Source organism: Pseudomonas sp. 4CAES_32.4 (genome assembly GCF_058136335.1).
In genome coordinates, this window is the sequence record NZ_CM176882.1 from 4,744,355 (window position 1) to 4,764,053 (window position 19,699).

20 protein-coding genes and 3 pseudogenes are annotated in these 19,699 nt (G+C 58.8%); 15 read left to right on the forward strand and 8 right to left on the reverse strand.

Annotated elements, in window-relative coordinates; genetic code table 11:
* Positions 1 to 25 precede the first annotated feature (25 nt).
* The 3 genes from AC3Y64_RS21305 to AC3Y64_RS21315 all read left to right on the forward strand — a co-directional run bounded on the left by AC3Y64_RS21305 (position 26) and on the right by AC3Y64_RS21315 (position 1,490).
* Positions 26 to 793 carry an AraC family transcriptional regulator gene (locus AC3Y64_RS21305; RefSeq protein WP_489985155.1) on the forward strand — a complete coding sequence of 256 codons (768 nt, stop codon included), beginning with the start codon at positions 26 to 28 and terminating at the stop codon, positions 791 to 793.
* A gap of 93 nt (positions 794 to 886) precedes the next feature.
* Positions 887 to 1,204, forward strand: a complete 318-nt coding sequence (locus tag AC3Y64_RS21310) for a helix-turn-helix domain-containing protein (RefSeq protein WP_489985156.1) — start codon at positions 887 to 889, stop codon at positions 1,202 to 1,204.
* A gap of 70 nt (positions 1,205 to 1,274) precedes the next feature.
* A complete protein-coding gene (locus tag AC3Y64_RS21315; protein ID WP_489985157.1) occupies positions 1,275 to 1,490 on the forward strand; it encodes an XRE family transcriptional regulator in 216 nt (71 codons plus the stop codon).
* Between the two features lie 21 nt (positions 1,491 to 1,511).
* On the opposite strand, the gene AC3Y64_RS21320 is transcribed toward AC3Y64_RS21315, so the two are convergent.
* Positions 1,512 to 2,567: an MBL fold metallo-hydrolase gene (locus AC3Y64_RS21320; protein ID WP_489985158.1), complete on the reverse strand. Its 1,056-nt coding sequence runs from the start codon at positions 2,565 to 2,567 to the stop codon at positions 1,512 to 1,514.
* A gap of 214 nt (positions 2,568 to 2,781) precedes the next feature.
* Between AC3Y64_RS21320 and AC3Y64_RS21325 the strand changes: the two genes are divergently transcribed.
* The 4 genes and pseudogenes from AC3Y64_RS21325 to AC3Y64_RS21340 all read left to right on the forward strand — a co-directional run.
* Positions 2,782 to 3,390 carry a TetR/AcrR family transcriptional regulator gene (locus AC3Y64_RS21325; protein WP_489985159.1) on the forward strand — a complete coding sequence of 203 codons (609 nt, stop codon included), beginning with the start codon at positions 2,782 to 2,784 and terminating at the stop codon, positions 3,388 to 3,390.
* Between the two features lie 157 nt (positions 3,391 to 3,547).
* Complete coding sequence (locus AC3Y64_RS21330) at positions 3,548 to 4,615, forward strand: diguanylate cyclase (RefSeq protein WP_489988015.1); 1,068 nt, start codon at positions 3,548 to 3,550, stop codon at positions 4,613 to 4,615.
* 278 nt (positions 4,616 to 4,893) lie between these two features.
* Positions 4,894 to 5,577 (forward strand): annotated as a pseudogene (locus AC3Y64_RS21335) (PAS domain-containing protein); the annotation flags it as partial.
* A gap of 108 nt (positions 5,578 to 5,685) precedes the next feature.
* Positions 5,686 to 6,123: pseudogene (locus AC3Y64_RS21340) on the forward strand (methyl-accepting chemotaxis protein); the annotation flags it as partial.
* A gap of 137 nt (positions 6,124 to 6,260) precedes the next feature.
* On the opposite strand, the gene AC3Y64_RS21345 reads toward AC3Y64_RS21340, so the two are convergent.
* On the reverse strand, positions 6,261 to 7,202 hold the full coding sequence (locus AC3Y64_RS21345; protein ID WP_489985160.1) for a LysR family transcriptional regulator: 942 nt from the start codon (positions 7,200 to 7,202) through the stop codon (positions 6,261 to 6,263).
* Positions 7,203 to 7,217: 15 nt separating this feature from the next.
* Here AC3Y64_RS21345 and AC3Y64_RS21350 point away from each other — a divergent pair, with 15 nt between their 5' ends.
* The gene (locus AC3Y64_RS21350) at positions 7,218 to 7,922 is read left to right on the forward strand and encodes a CTP synthase C-terminal region-related (seleno)protein (RefSeq protein WP_489985161.1); all 705 of its coding nucleotides are present in this window, start codon (positions 7,218 to 7,220) and stop codon (positions 7,920 to 7,922) included.
* Positions 7,922 to 8,227, forward strand: coding sequence for an antibiotic biosynthesis monooxygenase family protein (locus tag AC3Y64_RS21355; protein ID WP_489985162.1), 306 nt, complete (start codon positions 7,922 to 7,924; stop codon positions 8,225 to 8,227). The genes AC3Y64_RS21350 and AC3Y64_RS21355 overlap by 1 nt, the downstream gene beginning before the upstream one ends.
* Before the next feature lie 147 nt (positions 8,228 to 8,374).
* On the opposite strand, the gene AC3Y64_RS21360 is transcribed toward AC3Y64_RS21355, so the two are convergent.
* The gene (locus AC3Y64_RS21360; RefSeq protein WP_489985163.1) at positions 8,375 to 8,701 is read right to left on the reverse strand and encodes a DUF2025 family protein; all 327 of its coding nucleotides are present in this window, start codon (positions 8,699 to 8,701) and stop codon (positions 8,375 to 8,377) included.
* 222 nt (positions 8,702 to 8,923) lie between these two features.
* Here AC3Y64_RS21360 and AC3Y64_RS21365 point away from each other — a divergent pair, with 222 nt between their 5' ends.
* Together AC3Y64_RS21365 and AC3Y64_RS21370 are read left to right on the forward strand one after the other, a co-directional pair.
* A complete protein-coding gene (locus AC3Y64_RS21365; RefSeq protein WP_489985164.1) occupies positions 8,924 to 10,051 on the forward strand; it encodes a glycerophosphodiester phosphodiesterase in 1,128 nt (375 codons plus the stop codon).
* 161 nt (positions 10,052 to 10,212) lie between these two features.
* A complete protein-coding gene (locus tag AC3Y64_RS21370; RefSeq protein ID WP_489985165.1) occupies positions 10,213 to 10,518 on the forward strand; it encodes a PepSY domain-containing protein in 306 nt (101 codons plus the stop codon).
* Positions 10,519 to 10,736: 218 nt separating this feature from the next.
* Here the strand turns inward: AC3Y64_RS21370 and AC3Y64_RS21375 are convergent, their stop codons facing one another.
* The 3 genes and pseudogenes from AC3Y64_RS21375 to AC3Y64_RS21385 form a co-directional block, all read right to left on the reverse strand.
* A complete protein-coding gene (locus tag AC3Y64_RS21375) occupies positions 10,737 to 11,180 on the reverse strand; it encodes a hypothetical protein (protein ID WP_489985166.1) in 444 nt (147 codons plus the stop codon).
* A gap of 110 nt (positions 11,181 to 11,290) precedes the next feature.
* Positions 11,291 to 12,058 (reverse strand): methyl-accepting chemotaxis protein, encoded by a 768-nt coding sequence (locus tag AC3Y64_RS21380; RefSeq protein ID WP_489988016.1) that lies wholly within the window; start codon positions 12,056 to 12,058, stop codon positions 11,291 to 11,293.
* A 165-nt stretch (positions 12,059 to 12,223) separates the two neighbouring features.
* Positions 12,224 to 12,913 (reverse strand): annotated as a pseudogene (locus AC3Y64_RS21385) (methyl-accepting chemotaxis protein); the annotation flags it as partial.
* A gap of 276 nt (positions 12,914 to 13,189) precedes the next feature.
* Here AC3Y64_RS21385 and AC3Y64_RS21390 point away from each other — a divergent pair.
* The gene (locus tag AC3Y64_RS21390) at positions 13,190 to 14,212 is read left to right on the forward strand and encodes a transporter (protein ID WP_008084903.1); all 1,023 of its coding nucleotides are present in this window, start codon (positions 13,190 to 13,192) and stop codon (positions 14,210 to 14,212) included.
* A 248-nt stretch (positions 14,213 to 14,460) separates the two neighbouring features.
* The gene (locus AC3Y64_RS21395; RefSeq protein ID WP_158957610.1) at positions 14,461 to 16,074 is read left to right on the forward strand and encodes an inorganic phosphate transporter; all 1,614 of its coding nucleotides are present in this window, start codon (positions 14,461 to 14,463) and stop codon (positions 16,072 to 16,074) included.
* A gap of 128 nt (positions 16,075 to 16,202) precedes the next feature.
* Here the strand turns inward: AC3Y64_RS21395 and AC3Y64_RS21400 are convergent, their stop codons facing one another.
* A complete protein-coding gene (locus tag AC3Y64_RS21400) occupies positions 16,203 to 17,099 on the reverse strand; it encodes a LysR family transcriptional regulator (RefSeq protein ID WP_489985167.1) in 897 nt (298 codons plus the stop codon).
* Between the two features lie 120 nt (positions 17,100 to 17,219).
* Here AC3Y64_RS21400 and AC3Y64_RS21405 point away from each other — a divergent pair, with 120 nt between their 5' ends.
* A complete protein-coding gene (locus AC3Y64_RS21405; RefSeq protein ID WP_489985168.1) occupies positions 17,220 to 17,978 on the forward strand; it encodes an SDR family NAD(P)-dependent oxidoreductase in 759 nt (252 codons plus the stop codon).
* Positions 17,979 to 18,122: 144 nt separating this feature from the next.
* On the opposite strand, the gene AC3Y64_RS21410 is transcribed toward AC3Y64_RS21405, so the two are convergent.
* A complete protein-coding gene (locus tag AC3Y64_RS21410) occupies positions 18,123 to 18,560 on the reverse strand; it encodes a multidrug/biocide efflux PACE transporter (RefSeq protein WP_489985169.1) in 438 nt (145 codons plus the stop codon).
* A gap of 89 nt (positions 18,561 to 18,649) precedes the next feature.
* Here AC3Y64_RS21410 and AC3Y64_RS21415 point away from each other — a divergent pair, with 89 nt between their 5' ends.
* Positions 18,650 to 19,504 (forward strand): LysR family transcriptional regulator, encoded by an 855-nt coding sequence (locus AC3Y64_RS21415; RefSeq protein WP_489985170.1) that lies wholly within the window; start codon positions 18,650 to 18,652, stop codon positions 19,502 to 19,504.
* Positions 19,505 to 19,699 lie beyond the last annotated feature (195 nt).

The window sequence follows — 19,699 nt, forward strand, 5'->3', positions numbered from 1 at the left end:
TACGCCAACCGTGGGAAGTCGCTTGATGCGCAATGTTTCGATCAACTCGCTGGATGACACACCGCGCGCGGTAGTGGCGATCGGCACGGATTATTCCCACGGATATCTGTTGCCGTTTCATACGCATCGTCGGGCGCAGTTGTTGTACGGCGCGACCGGGGTGATGCAGGTCAGCACCCATGACGGCAACTGGGTGGTGCCGCCGCAGCGAGCGGTATGGATTCCGCCGGGGGTGGCGCATCAGGTGTTGATGCTCGGGGTCAGCACGCGCAGCGTGTACATCGAACCGGGTGCGGTGGATCTGGGTGAGCATTGCCAAGTGATCAGTGTGTCGCCATTGCTAAGGCAGTTGTTGATGGAAGCGGTGGAGTTGCCGTTGGCTTATGACGAGGCGGGTCGCGATGGCGTGTTGATCGATTTGCTTCTGCATGAACTGGCGCGCAGTGCGCCCCTGCCCTTGCACATTCCGTTGCCGGCTGACGGAAAACTGCTCGTGCTGTGTCAGAGCTTTCTGCATCAACCCAATGCACATCAAACACCGCAGCAATGGGCGGATCAGTTGCACGTAAGCTTGCGCACCTTCAATCGGCTGTTCCGCCAACAGACCGGGCTGAGTTTCAGCCAGTGGCGCCAGCGTGCCTGTGTGGTGCTCGCGCTGGCCAGGCTGGCGGCGGGCGAGGCGGTGACGCGGATCGCTGTGGACTTCGGTTACGAGAGCCCGGCGGCGTTCTCAACGATGTTTCGGCGCGTGCTGGGTCTGGCACCGTCCGTCTGGTTGCAGGCGTCGAACTAGGGCAAATCGAAAATTGCATTTGATCCCGGTCGAAAACAACTGTACAAAAACACAGTACATTTTCAATCAGCACTCTTGAGCCCGGAGCACACCATGGCCTCTCTTGCGATGAACCACATCCTCGAACGCATTGCCCTTTTCCAGTTCACCCCGACGCACTGTGTCCAGGCCCGAGCAATGCTGGGCTGGAGCGTGGAACAGCTGTCGCGGGAGGCTGAGGTTTCGGTTGAAGACATTCAACGGTTTGAAGGTCAGCAGGACGTGGCGGATGCGGCGCGGCTAGCTTTGGCTTATCGGTTCGAAGCGCAGGGGTTGGTGTTCTTTCCCGGGTTTGCGCCGGGGCGTAGTGCGAGTGTGCAGGGCGCGTCGTCAGAAGCGATGGAGCGTGGGGATTTTGCGATGGCTGAATAAGAACATGAGCGAGATAGAAGAAAGCACTGGCAATGTTTATCAAGATTTAGAGCTTGAGCATGCAGACTAAATGCTGACCAAGTTCGAGTACGCGACAAAGTTGGCCTCGCACATCAAGTCCACCGACATCAGTGAATCTGAAGCCGCACAAAGACTGGGAATACCTCTGGAGAACCTGCAGCAATTACTTCGGGGAAAATTTCCAGAAGTGTCGGTTACTACTATGGCTGAATACAGTCGTAAGATTTCAGGGCTTGTTTCTGGAGCAACCGGTTCGCCCCCTTAGGCGCGAACCGCCTTCATCTGATCAAGCGCTCTGCACAACGCCCTCACTCTCCCCTTCAACCGCCAACCACCACGCCTCACCGCGTTGCGGTTGAGCGATGTTAAACGCCTCACCCATTTGCGGCGTGGTAATGGAAATGCTCCGCTCCCAAGCCAACGCGAGGATACGGTCGAACGGTTCGTGCCACGCATGCATCGCCAGATCGAACGTGCCGTTGTGGATCGGGAAAAGCCAGCGCCCTTTGAGGTCGATGTGCGCTTGCAGGGTTTGTTCCGGTTGCATGTGCACATGCGGCCATTCGACGTTGTAGGCGCCGGTTTCCATCAGGGTCAGGTCGAACGGGCCGTACTGTTCGCCGATGCGTTTGAAGCCGTCGAAATAACCACTGTCGCCGCTGAAGAAGATTCGCGTGTCAGCGTCGATCATCACCCACGACGCCCACAGCGTGCTGTTGCCGTCGAACAGGCCACGGCCGGAGAAGTGTTGCGATGGCGTGGCAACGAAACGGATGCCGGCGATTTCGGTACCTTGCCACCAGTCGTACTGGCGGACTTTGCTGGCGTCGACGCCCCATTTGATCAGGGTGTCGCCGACGCCCAGCGGGGTCAGGAAGTAAGTGGTCTTGGCCGCGAGTTTGAGCACAGCCGCGTAATCGAGGTGGTCGTAGTGGTTGTGTGAGAGGATCACCGCTTCAATTGGCGGCAACTGATTGATGCTGATCGGTGGCTGGTGGAAGCGTTTCGGCCCGGCCCATTGCACCGGCGAAGCACGCTCAGCGAAGACCGGGTCGGTGATGAAGAATTTGTCGCGCAACTTGAGCAGCAGCGTCGAGTGACCGAGGCGATAGACGCTGAAGTTTGGCGCCGCCAGCAGGTCTCCGCGAGTCAACGCTTGCACCGGGATTGCCGCCGCCGGGCGGGTGTTGCGCGGTTTGTGGAAGATCATGTTCCACATGATCCGCAGCATCTTGCGCAGGCCTTCGCGTTGCACTGGCGCGTGATTGCGGAACAGCCCTTGATCCTGTCGAGAGGCTTCAGGCGTGGAAGTGTTATCCGGAGAAGGGACTGGATTGGCCATGACTGAATGACTCCAGGAAAACCGGGGAATTCACGGCTTTCCGAGGTGGAACGATAAATGGCCAAAGCTGCACGCACAGGCCGAACTTCTGTTTTTTAGGTTGCGAGGATTAACGCAACATTACACTGGGCGGTGTAGTTTCTAGGTTGCATCAAAGCGGATGACAAGTAAACTGCCAAGTGTAATTTCACCCTTTCCCTGCCGAAGCGTACTTATGACAGCTCCACAGCGTCTCACCGACCGTAAACGCGAAGCCATCATCCAGGCGGCGATTGCCGAGTTCCGTGCCAACGGATTCGAGATCACCAGCATGGACAAGATCGCCGCGACGGCCGATGTGTCGAAGCGTACGGTGTACAACCATTTTCCCAGCAAGGAAGAGTTGTTCGCCGAAATTCTCAACCAGTTGTGGACACGGATCAGCGCCGAGCCGGCGGTCATCTACAACCGTGAACAACCCTTGCGCGAGCAATTGCGGCAGATGTTGCAGGCCAAGGTGCAGATGATGGCCGACGAAAACTTCCTGACCTTGGCGCGGGTGGCGATTGCCGCGACCATTCATTCGCCTGAGCGCGCGCAAAACATGGTCGAGCGTATGGGCGAGCGCGAAGAAGGCCTGACCGTGTGGATTCGCGCCGCGCAGGCCGACGGTCGACTGAAACCGGTTGATCCGGAATTCGCCGCGCATCAAGTGCAAGGCTTGCTCAAGACCTTTGGTTTCTGGCCGCAGATGTCGATGGGCCGCGCCGCTTTGGATGCGGAAATGCAGAACACCGTGGCCGAATCGGCGCTGGAGATGTTTTTGGCGCACTACCAGCTCTAAAACGCCTCTCTGCTGCGCGAGCCAGCGATTAAATGGCTCGGAAGGACACTGATTATTCCCGTTGGAATAAATGACAATGTCCGACAATCGACCGACGGACGGTCGACCTGAGAAAAATACCGCAAAGTATTTCAGGATGAATTTCGTGCAGGGCATCATGGAAAACCAACGCGGCAAAGGCTTGTCATTCGCCCGACGCATCTACCTGCCACGGGCCATCGGTCTGGGGATTGGTTTCTTCAGCGTCGGCGCCGCGTTGTATCCGCTGAACATGCCCGGTTGGGTGTGGGCGCTGTTGCTGTTCAACGGCTTTGCGTGGCCACATCTGGCTTATCAGATCTCGACCCGTTCGGCTTTCCCGTATCAGGCGGAACGCCGCAACCTCTTGTACGACTCGCTGTGCGGGGGTTTCTGGGCGGCGAGTTTTCAGTTCAATCCGCTGACCACCGTGACCATCCTGTCGATGATGACCATGAACAATGTCGCTGCCGGTGGCTATCGATTGTTCGTGTTCGGCGCCCTCGCCCAACTCGCCGGCGTGCTGCTGGGCTGGTCGATCTTCGGTTTCAACTTCAGCCTCAGCATGACGCAGACACAAGTCTGGGCCTGTCTGCCGATGCTCACCCTGTATCCATTGGCCTTGGGCATGGTCTGCTATCGCCTGGCGATCAAACTCTCGCAACACAAACGCGCCCTCAGTGCGCTGAGTCAAACCGACAGCCTGACAGGGCTGCTCAACCACGGCGCCTGGAAAGACCTGCTGCACTTGAAGTTTCAACAGTGCCGCCAGCACAACACCCAGGCCACGCTGGCGTTGATCGACATCGATCACTTCAAGGACATCAACGACAGCTTCGGGCACATCGTCGGCGATGAAGTGCTGCGGCAATTGAGTACAGACCTCAAACATCAACTTGATCAATACGAGTTGGCCGGCCGCTACGGCGGCGACGAGTTCTGCGTGATCCTGCCGACGCTGCCGCTGAACAAGGCCGAAGCCTTGATGGAGCAATTGCGCGAGGCATTGCTGCAATACCGTCATCCGCAGGTGCCAGCATTGCGAGTGAGCCTGAGTATCGGTCTGGCGCGGTATCAAACCTCGTACAAGGACGCGCTCGATTGGCTGGACGATGCCGACAAAGCGCTCTACACCGCCAAACACACGGGCCGCAACACCATCAGTGTCGCCTTGGGTCGGGCCGCGACGGACAACGCCGGCGCCTGAAAAGTTATACAAAATTACAAATATTTACTTTCTTGTACAAGTTTCTGAAGTTTTGTATAAGTAGCCATCTGCCACCCAAGGAATGATGGTATTGAGCAGTCATCGCCGAATGTCATCCGCACATTCGGTCTGTCAGCGCCGGAATAGGGACTGAATCCTCGATCTTCCCTACTTCCCGAGCACTGAACATGTTCTTCAATCGCCACAAGTCCGCCCTCGACGATCTCCAGCACACCATTACCGAGCAAAACGGCCTGCTAGATGCGATCAATCGCTCGATGGCGGTGATTGAGTTCAACCTCGATGGCGTGGTGTTGCGTGCCAACGACAACTTCCTCAAGACCATGGGTTACACCGCCGAACAAGCGATCGGCCAGCCCCATCGGCGCTTTTGCACGCCGGAATTCGGGCGCAGTGCTCAGTACACCGATTTGTGGTCGCGCCTGAAAAACGGCCAGTTTCAGTCCGGGACGTTTGAACGGGTCGACGGTAAGGGTCAGCCAATCTGGCTTGAAGCCAGTTACAACCCGATCAAGGATGCCTCGGGCCGCGTGGTGAAGGTGGTCAAGTACGCCATGGACGTGACTGCCAAGGTACAGCAGGAAAGTGAGGCCAACGCCAAGTTGCAGGCCATCGATCGGGCGATGGCGGTGATCGAGTTCAACCTCGACGGCAGTATTCTCACGGCGAATCAGAATTTTCTGACGCGCATGGGTTACACCCTCGCCGAGCTGAAAGGCAAACATCACCGCTTGTTCTGCACGCCAGCATTGGTCAACAGCAGTGCCTATGAGGATTTCTGGCGCCGCCTGAACCAGGGCGAGCTGTTCCAGGGTCAGTTCGAGCGCGTGGATAAACGCGGGCAAACGGTGTGGCTCGAAGCCAACTACAACCCGGTGTATGACGCCGCCGGACGCTTGTGCAAAGTGGTGAAGTTCGCCTCGGATGTCACCGCTCGTGTCGAGCAGCATGAGCAGGATGCGCGCAGTGCCAGCGCCGCTTATCACATCTCCGTGGCGACGCGAAAAGTCGCCGAACAAGGCACCCAGGTTATCCAGCAAGCCGCAAGCGAAATGCGCGACATCGCCGAAGACATTGCCGAGTCTTCAACATTGATTGCACAGCTTGGCGAACGCTCCGAACAGATCACTGCCATCGTCAATACCATCCGCGCGATTGCCGACCAGACCAATCTGCTCGCGCTCAACGCGGCCATTGAAGCTGCCCGCGCCGGCGAACAGGGTCGCGGCTTCGCCGTGGTCGCCGATGAAGTGCGGCAACTGGCGGCGCGCACCAGTGGTTCGACGGCGGAAATTTCCAGCATGATCGGCCTGATCCAGAGCGAGACTCGCCAGGCGATCAAGAGCATGGAAGGTACTCGGGGACGCGCTGCGGAAGGGGTCGAGTTGGCGAATCAGGCGGGGACGGTGATTTTGCAGATTCGGGATGGCGCCAGTGAAGCGGTGGATGCGGTGAGCATGTTTGCCAATGAGCGGACGCCGGGTTAAACACAGGTCGACCGCGTCGTTGCCTTCGCAAGCAGGCTCGCTGCCACTGGTTTATTTGTCGTACACAAAATGTGTATTCGACTCGATCTCTGTGGGAGCGGGCTTGCCCGCGAAGAGGCCAGCCGCCACAACGCCGATCACAGCAAGCGCAACGCCCGCCCCAATTCATCGAACAACGTCACCACCGAACGCAGCGCCCGGCAGTCCGGGCGGGTCAGCAGCCACAGCGCGGTGTCGTAGCCGTGCAAGGGTTCGCTCAAGGCTAGTAAACCATCCGTAATCAGAAAGTCCGGCAACGCCGCCACGCCGAGGCCGGCGCGCACCAATTCCGTGACCGATAACATGCTGTTGCAGCGATAACCTGGCGTTACGCCGGGCAAGTGTTGCCGGCGCCAGGCGATGGTCGGGTGATCGGGCAGAAAGTCGTCCGGGGCGATCCAGGTCAGTGCGCTCAGATCCGATGGATCAACGTTCTGTAGATAACGCGCACTGGCGCACACCCGGTAAGAGATCTTCGCCAGTTGCCGTCCGACCAAGTGCTCGGGCGGTGTACGCGTCAGACGCAAAGCGATGTCGGCATCGCGACGACTGAGGTTGGCGAAATCGTTGGAAGTGCTCAACTCGATGGTGAGTGCCGGGTACTTGGGCATGAACTGCGCCAATGCCGGCAGCAACAAACCTTGCAACACCGAATCGGTGCAGGTCAGCCGCACCGTGCCGCTGACCACTTCGCCGCCCTGCTCCACGCCAATCCGCGCCGCTTCCAATGCCTGTTCAGCGCGTTCGGCCTGCTCGGCCAGCGTTTGCGCCAGCGTCGTCGGCAAGTAGCCGGCGCGGCTCTTTTCGAACAGTTGCTGACCGACGGCGGCTTCGAGCCGGCGCACGGCGCGGAACACCGTGGAAACGTCGACCTTGAGCAGCTGCGAAGCCCGGGCCAGAGAGCCGCCGCGCACCAACGCGAGGATCAGGGCCAGGTCCGGGTAATCGAGCTGATAGTGCGTTGCTGCATTGATCACTTGGGCAAACGCCAATATTGAGTGCGTGAACGCCAATCTATAGTGAGCCCCTTCATTCAACAAGTGCAGGGAACCGCTATGAAAAATCGCAGCATTCGTATTGCCCTGATCGGCGATTACGACCCGCACGTCACTGCGCACCGGGCCATTCCTGTTGCCCTCGGGCTGGTCGCCGAACACCTCGGTCAAACGGTGCAATTCGAATGGCTGGCCACCGAGCAGATCCACGCGGAAACATCGCTGAAAGATTTCGACGGTTTCTGGTGTGTGCCCGCCAGTCCCTACAAAAGTGAAGACGGCGCCCTGCGCGCCATTCGTTTTGCCCGCGAACAACAGCGCCCTTTCCTCGGCACCTGCGGCGGTTTTCAACATGCGGTGCTGGAGTTTTCCCGCAACGTGTTGGGATGGGTGGATGCGGAACACGGTGAAACATCGCCCGACTCTGAACGCGCGGTACTCACGCCGCTGACGTGCTCACTGGTCGAGGCTGTGGACATTATTCATCTGCTGCCCGGCTCATTGATCGCCAAGGCGTACGAAACGTCGCAGATTAGTGAAGGCTATCGCTGCCGCTTCGGTGTGAATCCACAGTTCGAACGTGAGTTATTGAACGATCGGCTACAAGCGGTGGGGCATGATTCAGCGGGAGATTTACGAGCGATCGAACTCAAGGATCATCCATTTTTTGTCGCCACGTTGTTCCAGCCGGAACGCGCCGCGCTCAAAGGGCTGATGCCGCCGCTGGTTCGGGCGTTTGTCGAAGCTTGTGCGGAGCCACGTTGATGACGTCTTGCTATGCGGTGATTTTCACTTCGAGCCGGACCGAAGGTGATAACGGTTATGCCGAGGCGGCTGAGCGCATGGCTGCGTTGGTGAGTGAACAACCGGGGTTTCTTGGTGTGGAGTCGGTTCGCGGGGCCGATGGCGTCGGGATCACGGTGTCGTATTGGGAGAGCGAGGCGGCGATTCTGGCGTGGCGGCAGAACCCGGAGCATCGGTTGATTCAAGCGCGTGGGCGCTCGGAGTGGTATTCGGCGTTTCATACGCGGGTTTGCCGGGTTGAGCGTGAGTATCGGTTCGGGCAGTGATGTTGGTGATGAACTCACCGGCCCCATCGCTGGCAAGCCAGCTCCCACAGGTACGATGTGATCTTCAGAGCAACGCATAACCTGTGGGAGCTGCGGTGCGACGATTCGACTTGCCAGCGATGGGGCCGGTACAACCACAAAAAAATGTCAGCCCCGCACCAAACTCCGCACCGCCTCAATCTCCGGCACTTCAACTTTGCTCATATAAACGCGCAACGGCTCGGTGACGTTGATCCGGTCATCGATATTCTGGTCCAGCAACAACTGAATCAACGCGCGTTTAAGCGTCATCGTCTGTTCCGTGGCCGGGGCCCAGACGAATTCATTCACAGGAATAATGCCGTCATCGGCCACGTCCATGCCGAACGAATCTTCGCTGAAACGCACGATGTACTGGCCGGTTTTGCGGTTGAGACCGACAAAACCCTTGAGGTCGTCGGCTGCCTGGCAGATGAGTTGAGAGGTGATGCGCATGGTAAACCTCACGAAAAAATGATCGATGGTTTACACGCAGGGCAACGGAACGGCGCGCCCTCTGCCGGGGCGTCTGCCGAGGGCAAGCGTACTGCAAACGGCGCCACAAATGCGTAGGAAAATTCGCTTTTAATACGTTTATGTCGGTCTGGCGATAGCACGCAAGCGATTCAGTTGTTAAAAGGTACGTCTTTGAAAATGCCCTGCGAAAGGAACTCGAACATGCCCGCCACTTTCACCAAAAGCGCTCTGGTACTGAGTCTGCTGCTCGGCCTCGGTCAGGCGCACGCCGCCACTCAGACGGATCCCGAAGCCGTCGCCGCGGCGCATGGCATTCCGCACCCGGCGGTGATCGCCCACCGTGGCGCGTCGTTCGATGCCCCGGAATCCACCGCCGCCTCCTACAAACTGGCGCGTGATCTGGGTGCTGACTATCTGGAAATGGATTTGCAGCGCAGCAAGGACGGCGTGCTGTTCGCCCTGCACGACGACAACCTGCAACGCACCACGGACGTCGCCACCAAGTTCCCTGAGCGCAAGGACAGCCCGGCCACCGCTTTCACCATGGCCGAACTGAAAACCCTCGACGCCGGCAGTTGGTTCAACAGCAAGTACCCGGATCGCGCGCGTCCGTCCTACGCGGGGCTGAAAATTCTCACCCTCGATGAAATCATCGACATCGCCCAGGCCAACCCGCAACACAAGCCAGGCCTGTACATCGAGACCAAAGAGCCGCAACTGTTCCCGGGCATCGAACATGACCTGAAAGAAAAGCTGCAGGATCGCGGCTGGCTCAGCCCGGCCGGTTCGAAACTGGCAAAAAGTGCACTGGGCGTCGGTCAGGGCAAAGGCAAGGTGATCCTGCAGACCTTCGAGAAAAACAGCCTCGAACTGCTGCAAAAGGAAATGCCGCAAGTGCCGAAGATCCTGTTGCTGTGGGTCGGCGCCGGCAGCATCGAGCCGAAATCGAAAGTGACGTTTGCCGAGTCCGGCGAGAAGGACAAGAACGTTTTCTACGGTAAACAAGAGCCGAAATCCGAAGCTGAATTCAAGCAATGGGTGGATTACGCCAAAGCCAAGGGTGCAATTGGCACCGGCCCTTCGGCGAAGCTGACCCATGACGGCGATCAAAGCTATTCGGATCTGGTGCAACCGTGGATGAACAAGTACACCCACGATCAGGGCATGTTGGTTCATGTTTATACCGCCGACGAGCCGGTGGACTTCGAGAAAGTCATGGTCGCCGGTGTCGATGGCATCTTCACCAACCGCGCCAGCGAATTGTTGAAGTTCTATAAACGCCCGGCGTCCGCCAGTGTTGATCAGTTGTTGAAGAACAACGGTTTCTGATCTCAAATCGAGGCGCCTTCATCGCGGGCAAGCCACGCTCCCACAGGTTCTGTGCAGGTGCGGGGTTTGCCCGTTTTGTTTGGGTTTGGCGTTTTAAGGGTGAGTTAAGTTGCGCTGGTTAACCTGAGGCCACTTAAACGAATCAACCAAGGAATGAACCGATGAAAACTTTGACTGCCCTGTTTACCGCCGCTGCCCTGACTCTTACCGCTGGCCTGGCCCAGGCTGATGTTCGCGTTGACCAGATCCCGCAACTGGTCAAGGAAGGCAAGATCAAGTCGCTGGAATCGATGAACGCCGAAGCGCTGAAACTGCATCCCGGTACGACCATTACTGACACCGACCTGGATAACCACTTCAATGGTTATGAGTATGAAGTTGAACTGCGTATGGCCGATGGCACTGAATTCGATGTCGACTTCGACGCCACCACCGGCAAAGTGCTGAGCGACAAGCAAGACACTTGATTGACCGCACCCTCAAAAGCCGCACGATTGAAAGATCGTGCGGCTTTTTCATGTCTGAAGAACAACCTGAAACCCTGTGGGAGCGGGCTTGCCCGCGATTGCGATAGGCCTGACACATCCATGCTGGATGTGCCGACGCATTCGCTGGCAAGCCAGCTCCCACAGGTTTTTTTGCCAGTCGAAAATTTTGCAGCGTGGCCAATCTACTGGGGAGTTTCTTAGACCGAGGTGCTGACCAGCGAGCCGGAGGTGCTGCTGTCGGAATCCTGCAATGCCTGCAATAGCGAGGCGGTGGCGGTGGACAGGGAGGCCGAGGTGGCGGTGATCTGCGCTTGTGCCGCCGCTACTTCAGTCGCTTTGGCATCCGAGTTTTCCTGCTTCGCCTGCGCCGCTTGCAATGCCTGTTGCTCTTCCTGCAACTGCTTCTGCAGCTCGGCGATCTGCTTGCGCAGTTCCTTCACCGAATCCGATTCTTCACTGCTGGAATCGCTGTCACCGGCCGGCGCTGCGCCGCCACCTGCGGCAACTTTGCTGGTGTCGGCCGCTACACCCGTGCTGGCGGTTGCGCTGGTTGAGCTGTCGTCACCGACGTCGGTGATCGCGGTTTTGCTGGTGGGTGTGGTGACGGTCTGATTGATCGAAACAGACGTGATGCTGACCATGGAAAGGCTCCAATGCCGGTTATAGATAACCGGTCATCGACCACGGCCGCGGGTAATTGAGATCGACTGTGTACCGACTCGGTATCCGAACCGGTACATGCTCAATCGTGTCAGGCGCTCAGGCGCGCTGTGACTTCGTTCAGTTGCCCGGACAAACCGTGCAAATTCTGGCTGGCGCTTTCAGTGCGCTGCACATTGTCGAGGTTAGTGCTGGCAATCGAGGTGATTTCGGTCAGGTTGCGCGAGATGTCTTCGGCCACCGAGGTCTGCTCTTCGGCAGCGGTGGCGATCTGACGGTTCATGTCGCGAATCGCCTCTACCGCATGGGTAATGCGCTCCAGCATCGCGCCGGCCAGGGTCACTTGCTCGACGCTTTCATCACTGCGCGACTGACCGCTTTCGATGGCTTGCGCCGCATCGACCGCACCGGTCTGCACGTTCTGGATGATCTGGTTGATCTCGATGATCGACTCGGCGGTGCGCTGTGCGAGATTGCGCACCTCGTCAGCGACCACGGCAAAACCACGCCCGGCCTCACCGGCGCGCGCTGCTTCAATCGCGGCGTTGAGCGCCAGCAGATTGGTTTGTTCAGCGATTCCGCGAATCACTTCCAGCACTTTGCCGATACGGCCACTGTCGGCTTCGAGACGACGAATCACCGTCGCAGTGTTGGCGATTTCGCCACGCATCTGGGTGATCGAGTGGATGGTGCTCTGCATGACTTTCTCGCCCTGCTGGGCGGACTGATCGGCATCGTCCGCAGCTCGCGCGGCATCGGCGGCGTGACGCGCCACTTCCTGGGCGGTGGCGGACATTTCGTTCATCGCCGTGGCCACCTGATCGGTGCGGTTGAACTGCTCGTTAGTGCCGCCGGCCATGGTCGTGGCAATCGCGTTCAATTCGCAGCTGGCGCTGTCCAGATCACTGGCGCTGCGCTGCAATCGGGTGAAGGTTTCAGCGAGGAAATCGCGCAGGGTGTTGGCCGCTGCGGCGAGGTTGCCCAGCTCATCCTGACGCTCGCTGACCACACGCTCGGCCAGTTTGCCGCGACTCAACTGGGTCACGTAATCAATCAGTTTGCGGATCGGCTCGACCAAATTGCGATTGATCAGCCACAGGCTCAACAGCCCGATCAACAGACCCGACGCGAGCATCACCAGCAAGCCGAACAACACGGTGCGGTCGGCCTCGGCACTGATCAACAAAGACTGATCGTTACCCTGTTTGCGCAGTTCGGCGACCAGTTCACTCATCTGATCGCTGGCGGCGCGGTCGACACCTTTGACTGCCGCGTCGCCCGCCGTCGGATCGCCACCGGCGACCACATAGGCATCGCGGCCCTTCTGATAGGCGCTGCCCAATTGACGGTGTTCTTCGCGCAGGCGTTCGATGCGCGACTTCAGGCTCGGCTCAATGCCTTTCTGACCGGCCAGTTCACCGAGAATATTCTGCACATCGCGCTGGCGGTCTTCGAACTGCCCCCAGTATTTGCTCAGATCCGCTGGCTGCTTGCCGCGCAGCAGGACGTTTTTCCATTCCTGCACCTGCACTTTGAATTGCAGGTTGGCTTCGTCGATCAGTTGCGAAGTGTGCAAGGGACCGGCGATCAACTGGCTGTAGCTTTGCACGCCGTTGGAGAGGAAATGAAAACAGGCCAACGCGATCAATAGCATCGCCAGCAGACTGCCGCTCAGCAGGGCGAGAATTTGCGCTCTCAGGGATTTTTGCAGCATCGCACGTACTCAAGACAGGGATGAGGCACGCCCGAATCGAGCGTGAAAAATAGCCGGACTTCCCTGTCGGCGAACCTTGGCTCAAGGCCAATGGCGCGCAAGCTAACTCACCTGGGATCGGCGCGCCAGAGCGCTTCTTGAGAATCCGCCGACCGCCGGTAATGCGTTGATTTGACGTCATTTTGCTGTCACACAAGCGTCATGTGACATTGCGATGATGCCGCTCAGGTGAACCTGAAATTCCCGCGCCAGCCGCCCTCTTCGCAGCGAGCCTTCATGAACCACAGCCTCGATATCAGCCATCGCGATCCTGACCTGTTTGGCTTGCTCTACGGCTTTCGTTTTCTGCCCGGCGAGCGTGGCCGGGAAGTTGATTCGGCGACTGCGTTGCGCTGTTTGCAGGACGACAATGACAGCGGTGAATTTCTCTGGCTGCACCTCAATCTTGCGCACGCGGCGTGCGAGCGCTGGATGAAAAGTCATCTGCAATTGCCCGAAGAGTTTTTCGAGGCGCTGCACGAAGGCTCGCGGTCGACGCGTATCGAGCACGTCGACTCGGCGTTGCTGGCGGTGGTCAACGACGTGGTGTTCAACCTCAGCAGCATGGTCTCGTCGGACGTGTCGACGCTGTGGGTCTGCGTGCGCAGCAAGCTGATTGTCAGTGCACGCCTGCAACCGCTGCACTCGGTGGATAAATTGCGTTCGTCGGTGAAGGCCGGTGAGCGCTTTCGTTCGCCCTCGGAATTGCTCGTGCACCTGCTGCGCGATCAGGGCGAAGTACTCACGCAGATCGTGCGCAAAACCAGCCTGAGCGTTGACCAGGTCGAAGATGAATTGCTCTCCTCGCGGTTGTCGACCAACCGCGCCGAACTCGGTGCCAACCGCCGCGTGCTGGTGCGTTTGCAACGGTTGCTGGCGCTGGAGCCGGGGTCGCTGCTGCGCCTGCTCAATCGGCCGCCGCCGTGGTTGCAGAAGGAGGACGTCAAGGAGCTGCGCAAATCCACCGAGGAGTTTGCGCTGATCATCAACGACCTCACTGCCCTCGGTGAACGAATCAAGTTGTTGCAGGAAGAGATCGCCGCCAACCTCAACGAACAGAGCAACCGCACGCTGTTTACCCTGACCGTGGTCACGGTGCTGGCGCTGCCGATCAATATCATTGCCGGTTTTTTCGGGATGAATGTCGGCGGCGTGCCGTTGTCGCAGGATCCGGAAGGGTTTTGGATATTGGTCGCGCTGGTGGCGACGTTTACCGTGATTGCCGGGCGTTGGGCGTTTCGCAAGCGCGGCGATTACTGATCACGGATGCACTACCACCACAAATCCCTGTGGGAGCCAGCCCTGCTGGCGATAGCGTCAGATTAGCCGACATCAATGTTGACTGTCAGTCCGCCATCGCTGGCAAGCCAGCTCCCACATTGGATCTTTTTCAGTCTTCGGATCAGCGGTTGGGCTAATAAAGCAAACACTGATCTGCCGCAGTCTCTCTGTAACATTCTGCAATGATCATGGGCGACATTCCTTCCCTCGCTCAGGATTGTCCGCTCATGGCTACTCCCTCCCTGACCGCCAGCCCCGCCTCCGCCGCCAGCGGCAGGCCGGCGCTGGACAAGAAAACCGGCCCGTTCACCTACGTGATTTTTTTCGCCGTGCTGGCGATGGGAATGCTGTTCACCGCCTACAGCCTGATGCACGACATGCACGAACTCGGCACGGTGGTCACCACGTGGACGCCGTTCCTGCTGCTCGGCGTGGCGCTGTTGATTGCGCTGGGCTTTGAATTCGTCAACGGTTTCCACGACACCGCCAACGCCGTGGCGACGGTGATTTACACCCACTCGCTGCCGCCGAATGTCGCCGTGGTCTGGTCGGGTTTTTTCAACTTTCTCGGTGTGCTGCTTTCGAGCGGCGCAGTGGCGTTCGGCATCATCGCTCTGCTGCCGGTGGAGTTGATTTTGCAGGTCGGCTCGTCAGCCGGTTTCGCGATGATCTTCGCCCTGTTGATCGCGGCGATCCTGTGGAACCTCGGCACCTGGTGGCTGGGTTTGCCGGCCTCGTCCTCGCACACGTTGATCGGTTCGATCATCGGCGTCGGCGTCGCCAATGCCTTGATGCACGGTCGCGACGGCACCAGTGGTGTCGACTGGGCGCAAGCCACCAAGATCGGTTACGCCTTGCTGTTGTCGCCACTGGTGGGCTTCGGCTGCGCGGCGCTGTTGCTGCTGGCGCTGCGTGCCTTCGTGAAGAATCGTTCGCTGTACAAGGCGCCGGAAGGCAATACCCCGCCGCCATGGTGGATTCGCGGTTTGCTGATCGCCACATGCACTGGTGTGTCCTTCGCTCACGGCTCCAACGACGGGCAGAAAGGCATGGGCCTGATCATGTTGATTCTGGTCGGCACACTGCCGATGGCGTACGCCTTGAACCGCACCATGCCCGAAGAACAATCCCTGCAGTTCGCCGCAGTGGCGCAAGTCACCCAGCAAGCGTTGGTGAAAAGTGCACCGCAGCCGGCGCCGGCCGATCCGCGTCCGATCCTCTCCGATTACGTGCGCAGCAAGGAAGCCACGCCGCAACTGATCCCCGCCCTCGCCGCCCTTACCGGGCACATTGGTGAAGAAGTCCGTGGCTACGGTTCGCTGGCGAAAGTCCCGGCTGAGGCCATGGGCAACGTGCGTAACGACATGTACCTGGCCAGCGAAAGTATTCGCCTGATGGACAAGAACAAGGTCGGCAATTTCGACGCCGACACCAGCAGCAAGCTGCAACTGTTCAAACAACAGATCGACAACGCCACGCGGTTCATTCCGTTGTGGGTGAAGATCGCCGTGGCCATCGCGCTGGGGCTCGGCACCATGGTTGGCTGGAAGCGGATTGTGGTGACGGTGGGCGAGAAGATCGGCAAGACGCATCTCACTTATGCGCAAGGAGCCTCGGCGGAAACCGTGGCGATGCTGACCATTGGCGCGGCGGACATGTTTGGTTTGCCAGTGTCGACGACCCATGTGTTGTCGTCAGGTGTCGCCGGAACCATGGTCGCCAATGGCGGCGGGTTGCAGATGAAGACCATCCGCAATTTGCTGATGGCGTGGGTGCTGACATTGCCAGCGGCGATCCTGCTGTCGGGCAGCCTCTATTGGCTGTTCACCCAGATTTTCTGACCCTCCACAAATCCCCTGTGGGAGCTCGCCCTGCTAGTGATTGCAACCTGTCAGTTGACACTGTTAGTGCCTGACACACCGCAATCGCCAGCAGGGCTAGCTCCCACAGTTTTGACCGGTGTTCAGGTTCAGAGAGTGGATCGAATTACATCGCCAAGCCAATCCATGAACACGCGCACCCGCAATGGCAAATGCCGTTGCCGGGCATACAACAATGAAATCCCCATCGCCGGCGCCGTGAACTGCGGCAACACCGTTACCAGTTCGCCCGTCTCCAGATGCGGTTGCATGCCGGTGCGCGGCACCTGAGTAAGACCGAAGCCGCCGAGGCACGCCGACTCGTATGCGTCAGTGCTGTTGACAGTAATGCTGCCAGCCATGGGCAAGCGTTTCACCTGCCCGCCCTCCTCGTACACAAAGCCTTCCGATCGCGAACCCAATACGCCGACGTAATGCACCAACCGATGCTGCGCCAGATCCTCCAGCGTCTGCGGCACGCCGTAGCGTTCGAGGTACGCCGGGCTGGCGCAGTTGATCATCGGGAAGTCGCCCAAGTGACGCGCCACCACCGATTGATCCGGCTGCGCGCCGATGCGCACCACGCAATCGAAACCCTCGCTGAGCAGATCGACGCGGCGGTCGGTGCTGCTGATTTCCAGTTCCAGGTTCGGGTGGCGCTCCATGAACTGCGGCAGACGCGGCATGATCAGACGTCGCGCGAGAATGTTCGGCATGTCGACCCGAATCCGCCCGGTCAATGACGCTTCATCCTGACGAAACAAGCCTTCGATCTCGTCCATGTGCGAGAGCAGATCCTTGCTGCGTTCGTACAACACCAAACCGTCCTGCGTCGCCTGCACCTTGCGCGTGGTGCGTTGCAGCAGGCGCGTGCCGAGCAGCGCTTCCAGTGCTTGCACATGCTCGGAAACAGTGGAGCGCGGCAGGCCGAGGCTTTCTCCGGCGAGGGTGAAACTCGACAGCTCGCTGACCCGGACGAAGGTGCGCAGCAGTTCCAGTTTGTTCATGGCAGGCCTTTGATTGTTCGGCTGAGCCGATCAGTGATTCCGATTTCAGTCTGTTTATCACCTCTCGGCGGATAAATAAACTGAGTCCCATCACCACTCAACGCAATCGAGGAAGCCTGCATGAATCGCAAAATTGCATTGATCACTGGCGCCAGCCGTGGCCTGGGCAAAAACGCCGCCCTGCACCTCGCCGCTCAAGGCGTCGACATCATCGGCACTTATCACAGCCGCGCCGATGAGGCCCAGGCGCTGGTTGTGGAACTGGAAAAACTCGGCTCCAAAGCCGTGATGCTGCAACTGGATGTCGGCCGCAGCGACAGCTTTGCCGATTTCGGCGCTCGGGTTGTACAGGCGTTGCAGCAGACCTTCGACCGCCAGCGTTTCGATTTCCTGATCAACAACGCCGGAGTCGGTCTGCACGTGAGTTTCGCCGAGACCAGCGTTGAGCAATTCGACATGCTGATGAACGTGCATTTCAAAGGGCCGTTCTTCCTGACTCAACAACTGCTGCCACTGATCAACGACGGCGGCCGGATCATCAACATCTCCAGCGGCCTGGCCCGTTTCACCATCCCGGGCGCCAGCGCTTACGCGGCGATGAAAGGCGCGATTGAAGTGCTGACCCGCTATCAGGCGAAAGAACTGGGCGCGCGGCAGATTGCTGTGAACACCCTGGCGCCGGGTGCGATTGAAACCGACTTTGGTGGCGGGACTGTTCGCGACAATGCGGCGGTCAATGCGATGGTCGCCGACAACACCGCACTGGGTCGCGCCGGTCAGCCGGATGATATTGGCGGGGCATTGGCGTTGTTGCTGTCACCGGGGGCGCAGTGGATCAATGGTCAGCGGGTTGAGGCTTCTGGGGGCATGTTCCTCTAACCCTCACTGAAACACCTTCCCTTGTAGGAGCTGCCGAAGGCTCGGGCCGCATTCGGACGATCTTTTGATCTTGTCTTTAAAAACAAAATCAAAAGATCGTCCGAACGCGGCCCGAGCCTGCGGCAGCTCCTACACGGAGACGGATCAGTTCTGGCAAGCGCGGCGTGTCATGAAGCGCTCCCGCACCACGTCATACCCCCAGTGATACACGTAGGTGTACGGCAGGAAGAACAGCAACACGCCGATGTCGAGCAAGAACGCTTGCCACAGGCTTACCGACAGCCACCAGGCAATCAGCGGCACGCCCATCACGATCAGGCCGCCTTCGAACAGCAAGGCGTGCACCACCCGCACCCAGGCGTTGTGATCGACATTCATTCGCGCCAGCAGGCGATCGAAGAAGCGATTGAACACGACGTTCCAGGCCAGCGCCAGCAACGCGATCAATACGGTCACCGCGCCCATTTCCAGCATCGGTTCTTTCATGATCCACGCCAGCAACGGCGTGCAGATCAGGATGGCCAGCAGTTCGAAACCGACCGCCTGGAAAATACGTTCAGTGATGGATTTGTTGGCCGTCATGACCAGACTCCTTGAGTGAAGATGGTTGCCATGATCCATCCTCAAACCGATACTTCACAACCAATAACCATCGATCAAGGCGATAGTTGATGATCTCTCAGGAAGTGCTGTTGGCGTTTGTGCAGGCAGCCACGCAAGGCTCGTTTTCGGCGGCGGCGCGCAAGTTGGGGCGCAGTCAGTCGACCATCAGCGCGGCAGTGGCCAGTCTGGAGATCGATCTGGATCTGGTGCTGTTCGACCGCAGCAGTCGCAAACCGACGCTGACCCCGGCCGGCCACGTGATGCTGCAACGCGCCGAAGCGATTCTCGCCGCCAGCAGTCGTCTGGAAATGACTGCGCGGCAGTTGTCCCAGGGTGTCGAGCCGAAACTGACCGTGGCGATTTCCGACACTTATCAGTCGTACCGTTTCGAAGCGGCGTTGGTCGGGTTCGAACAGCGTTATCCGGATCTGGAGCTGGAATGCCTGATCGCCGAATGCGATGACTTGATCGAGCTGGTGCAACGGGGTCGCGCGCATCTGGCCTTCGCCGAAATGCAGGACAACTATCCAGCGGATCTGGCGACGTCGACGGTGGCCGAGCGCACGGAGATTGCCTTGTTCGTCAACCGCGATCACGCGTTGGCCACGCTTGATCACATTGATCAGCAGGTGCTGGAGCAGCATCGCGAACTGCGTCTGGCGACCATCGTCAATCCGTATGACAGCCGTGGCAAAGGCCGGGTGTGGTCAGCGCCGAGTTATCTGATGCTGCTGGAAATGGCCGAGAAAGGTTTTGGCTGGGCACCGTTGCCGCGCTGGCTGGCGCAGCGGTTTGGCAATGATTTGCTGGTGGAATTGAAGGTGCGTGGCTGGCCGAAACCGGTGTTTGTCGATGCGTTGTGGTCGCGGCTGTATCCGCCGGGGCCGGCGGGAAGTTGGTTGCTGAGCAAGATGCTGGAATAGCGGTGCTGCCAATCGCTAGCAGGGCTAGCTCCCACAGGGGATTTGTGGATGGCACAGGTTTAGGTATTGAACACTGCATTTGTGATCAACACCAATCCCTGTGAAAACTAATGAATCACTGATTTTGTGAACCACACCAATCCCTGTGACAACTGCTGAAGCACTGATTTTGTGAACGCCATCAATCCCTGTGGG

Excerpts from the sequence above, each read along its gene's own strand:
- AC3Y64_RS21305 (WP_489985155.1), top strand. The coding sequence starts at position 26 with ATGCGCAATGTTTCGATCAACTCGCTGGATGACACACCGCGCGCGGTA.
- AC3Y64_RS21310 (WP_489985156.1), top strand. The coding sequence starts at position 887 with ATGGCCTCTCTTGCGATGAACCACATCCTCGAACGCATTGCCCTTTTC.
- AC3Y64_RS21315 (WP_489985157.1), top strand. The coding sequence starts at position 1,275 with ATGCTGACCAAGTTCGAGTACGCGACAAAGTTGGCCTCGCACATCAAG.
- AC3Y64_RS21320 (WP_489985158.1), bottom strand. The coding sequence starts at position 2,567 with ATGGCCAATCCAGTCCCTTCTCCGGATAACACTTCCACGCCTGAAGCC.
- AC3Y64_RS21325 (WP_489985159.1), top strand. The coding sequence starts at position 2,782 with ATGACAGCTCCACAGCGTCTCACCGACCGTAAACGCGAAGCCATCATC.
- AC3Y64_RS21330 (WP_489988015.1), top strand. The coding sequence starts at position 3,548 with ATGGAAAACCAACGCGGCAAAGGCTTGTCATTCGCCCGACGCATCTAC.
- AC3Y64_RS21350 (WP_489985161.1), top strand. The coding sequence starts at position 7,218 with ATGAAAAATCGCAGCATTCGTATTGCCCTGATCGGCGATTACGACCCG.
- AC3Y64_RS21355 (WP_489985162.1), top strand. The coding sequence starts at position 7,922 with ATGACGTCTTGCTATGCGGTGATTTTCACTTCGAGCCGGACCGAAGGT.
- AC3Y64_RS21360 (WP_489985163.1), bottom strand. The coding sequence starts at position 8,701 with ATGCGCATCACCTCTCAACTCATCTGCCAGGCAGCCGACGACCTCAAG.
- AC3Y64_RS21365 (WP_489985164.1), top strand. The coding sequence starts at position 8,924 with ATGCCCGCCACTTTCACCAAAAGCGCTCTGGTACTGAGTCTGCTGCTC.
- AC3Y64_RS21370 (WP_489985165.1), top strand. The coding sequence starts at position 10,213 with ATGAAAACTTTGACTGCCCTGTTTACCGCCGCTGCCCTGACTCTTACC.
- AC3Y64_RS21375 (WP_489985166.1), bottom strand. The coding sequence starts at position 11,180 with ATGGTCAGCATCACGTCTGTTTCGATCAATCAGACCGTCACCACACCC.
- AC3Y64_RS21380 (WP_489988016.1), bottom strand. The coding sequence starts at position 12,058 with ATGGCCGGCGGCACTAACGAGCAGTTCAACCGCACCGATCAGGTGGCC.
- AC3Y64_RS21390 (WP_008084903.1), top strand. The coding sequence starts at position 13,190 with ATGAACCACAGCCTCGATATCAGCCATCGCGATCCTGACCTGTTTGGC.
- AC3Y64_RS21395 (WP_158957610.1), top strand. The coding sequence starts at position 14,461 with ATGGCTACTCCCTCCCTGACCGCCAGCCCCGCCTCCGCCGCCAGCGGC.
- AC3Y64_RS21400 (WP_489985167.1), bottom strand. The coding sequence starts at position 17,099 with ATGAACAAACTGGAACTGCTGCGCACCTTCGTCCGGGTCAGCGAGCTG.
- AC3Y64_RS21405 (WP_489985168.1), top strand. The coding sequence starts at position 17,220 with ATGAATCGCAAAATTGCATTGATCACTGGCGCCAGCCGTGGCCTGGGC.
- AC3Y64_RS21410 (WP_489985169.1), bottom strand. The coding sequence starts at position 18,560 with ATGACGGCCAACAAATCCATCACTGAACGTATTTTCCAGGCGGTCGGT.
- AC3Y64_RS21415 (WP_489985170.1), top strand. The coding sequence starts at position 18,650 with ATGATCTCTCAGGAAGTGCTGTTGGCGTTTGTGCAGGCAGCCACGCAA.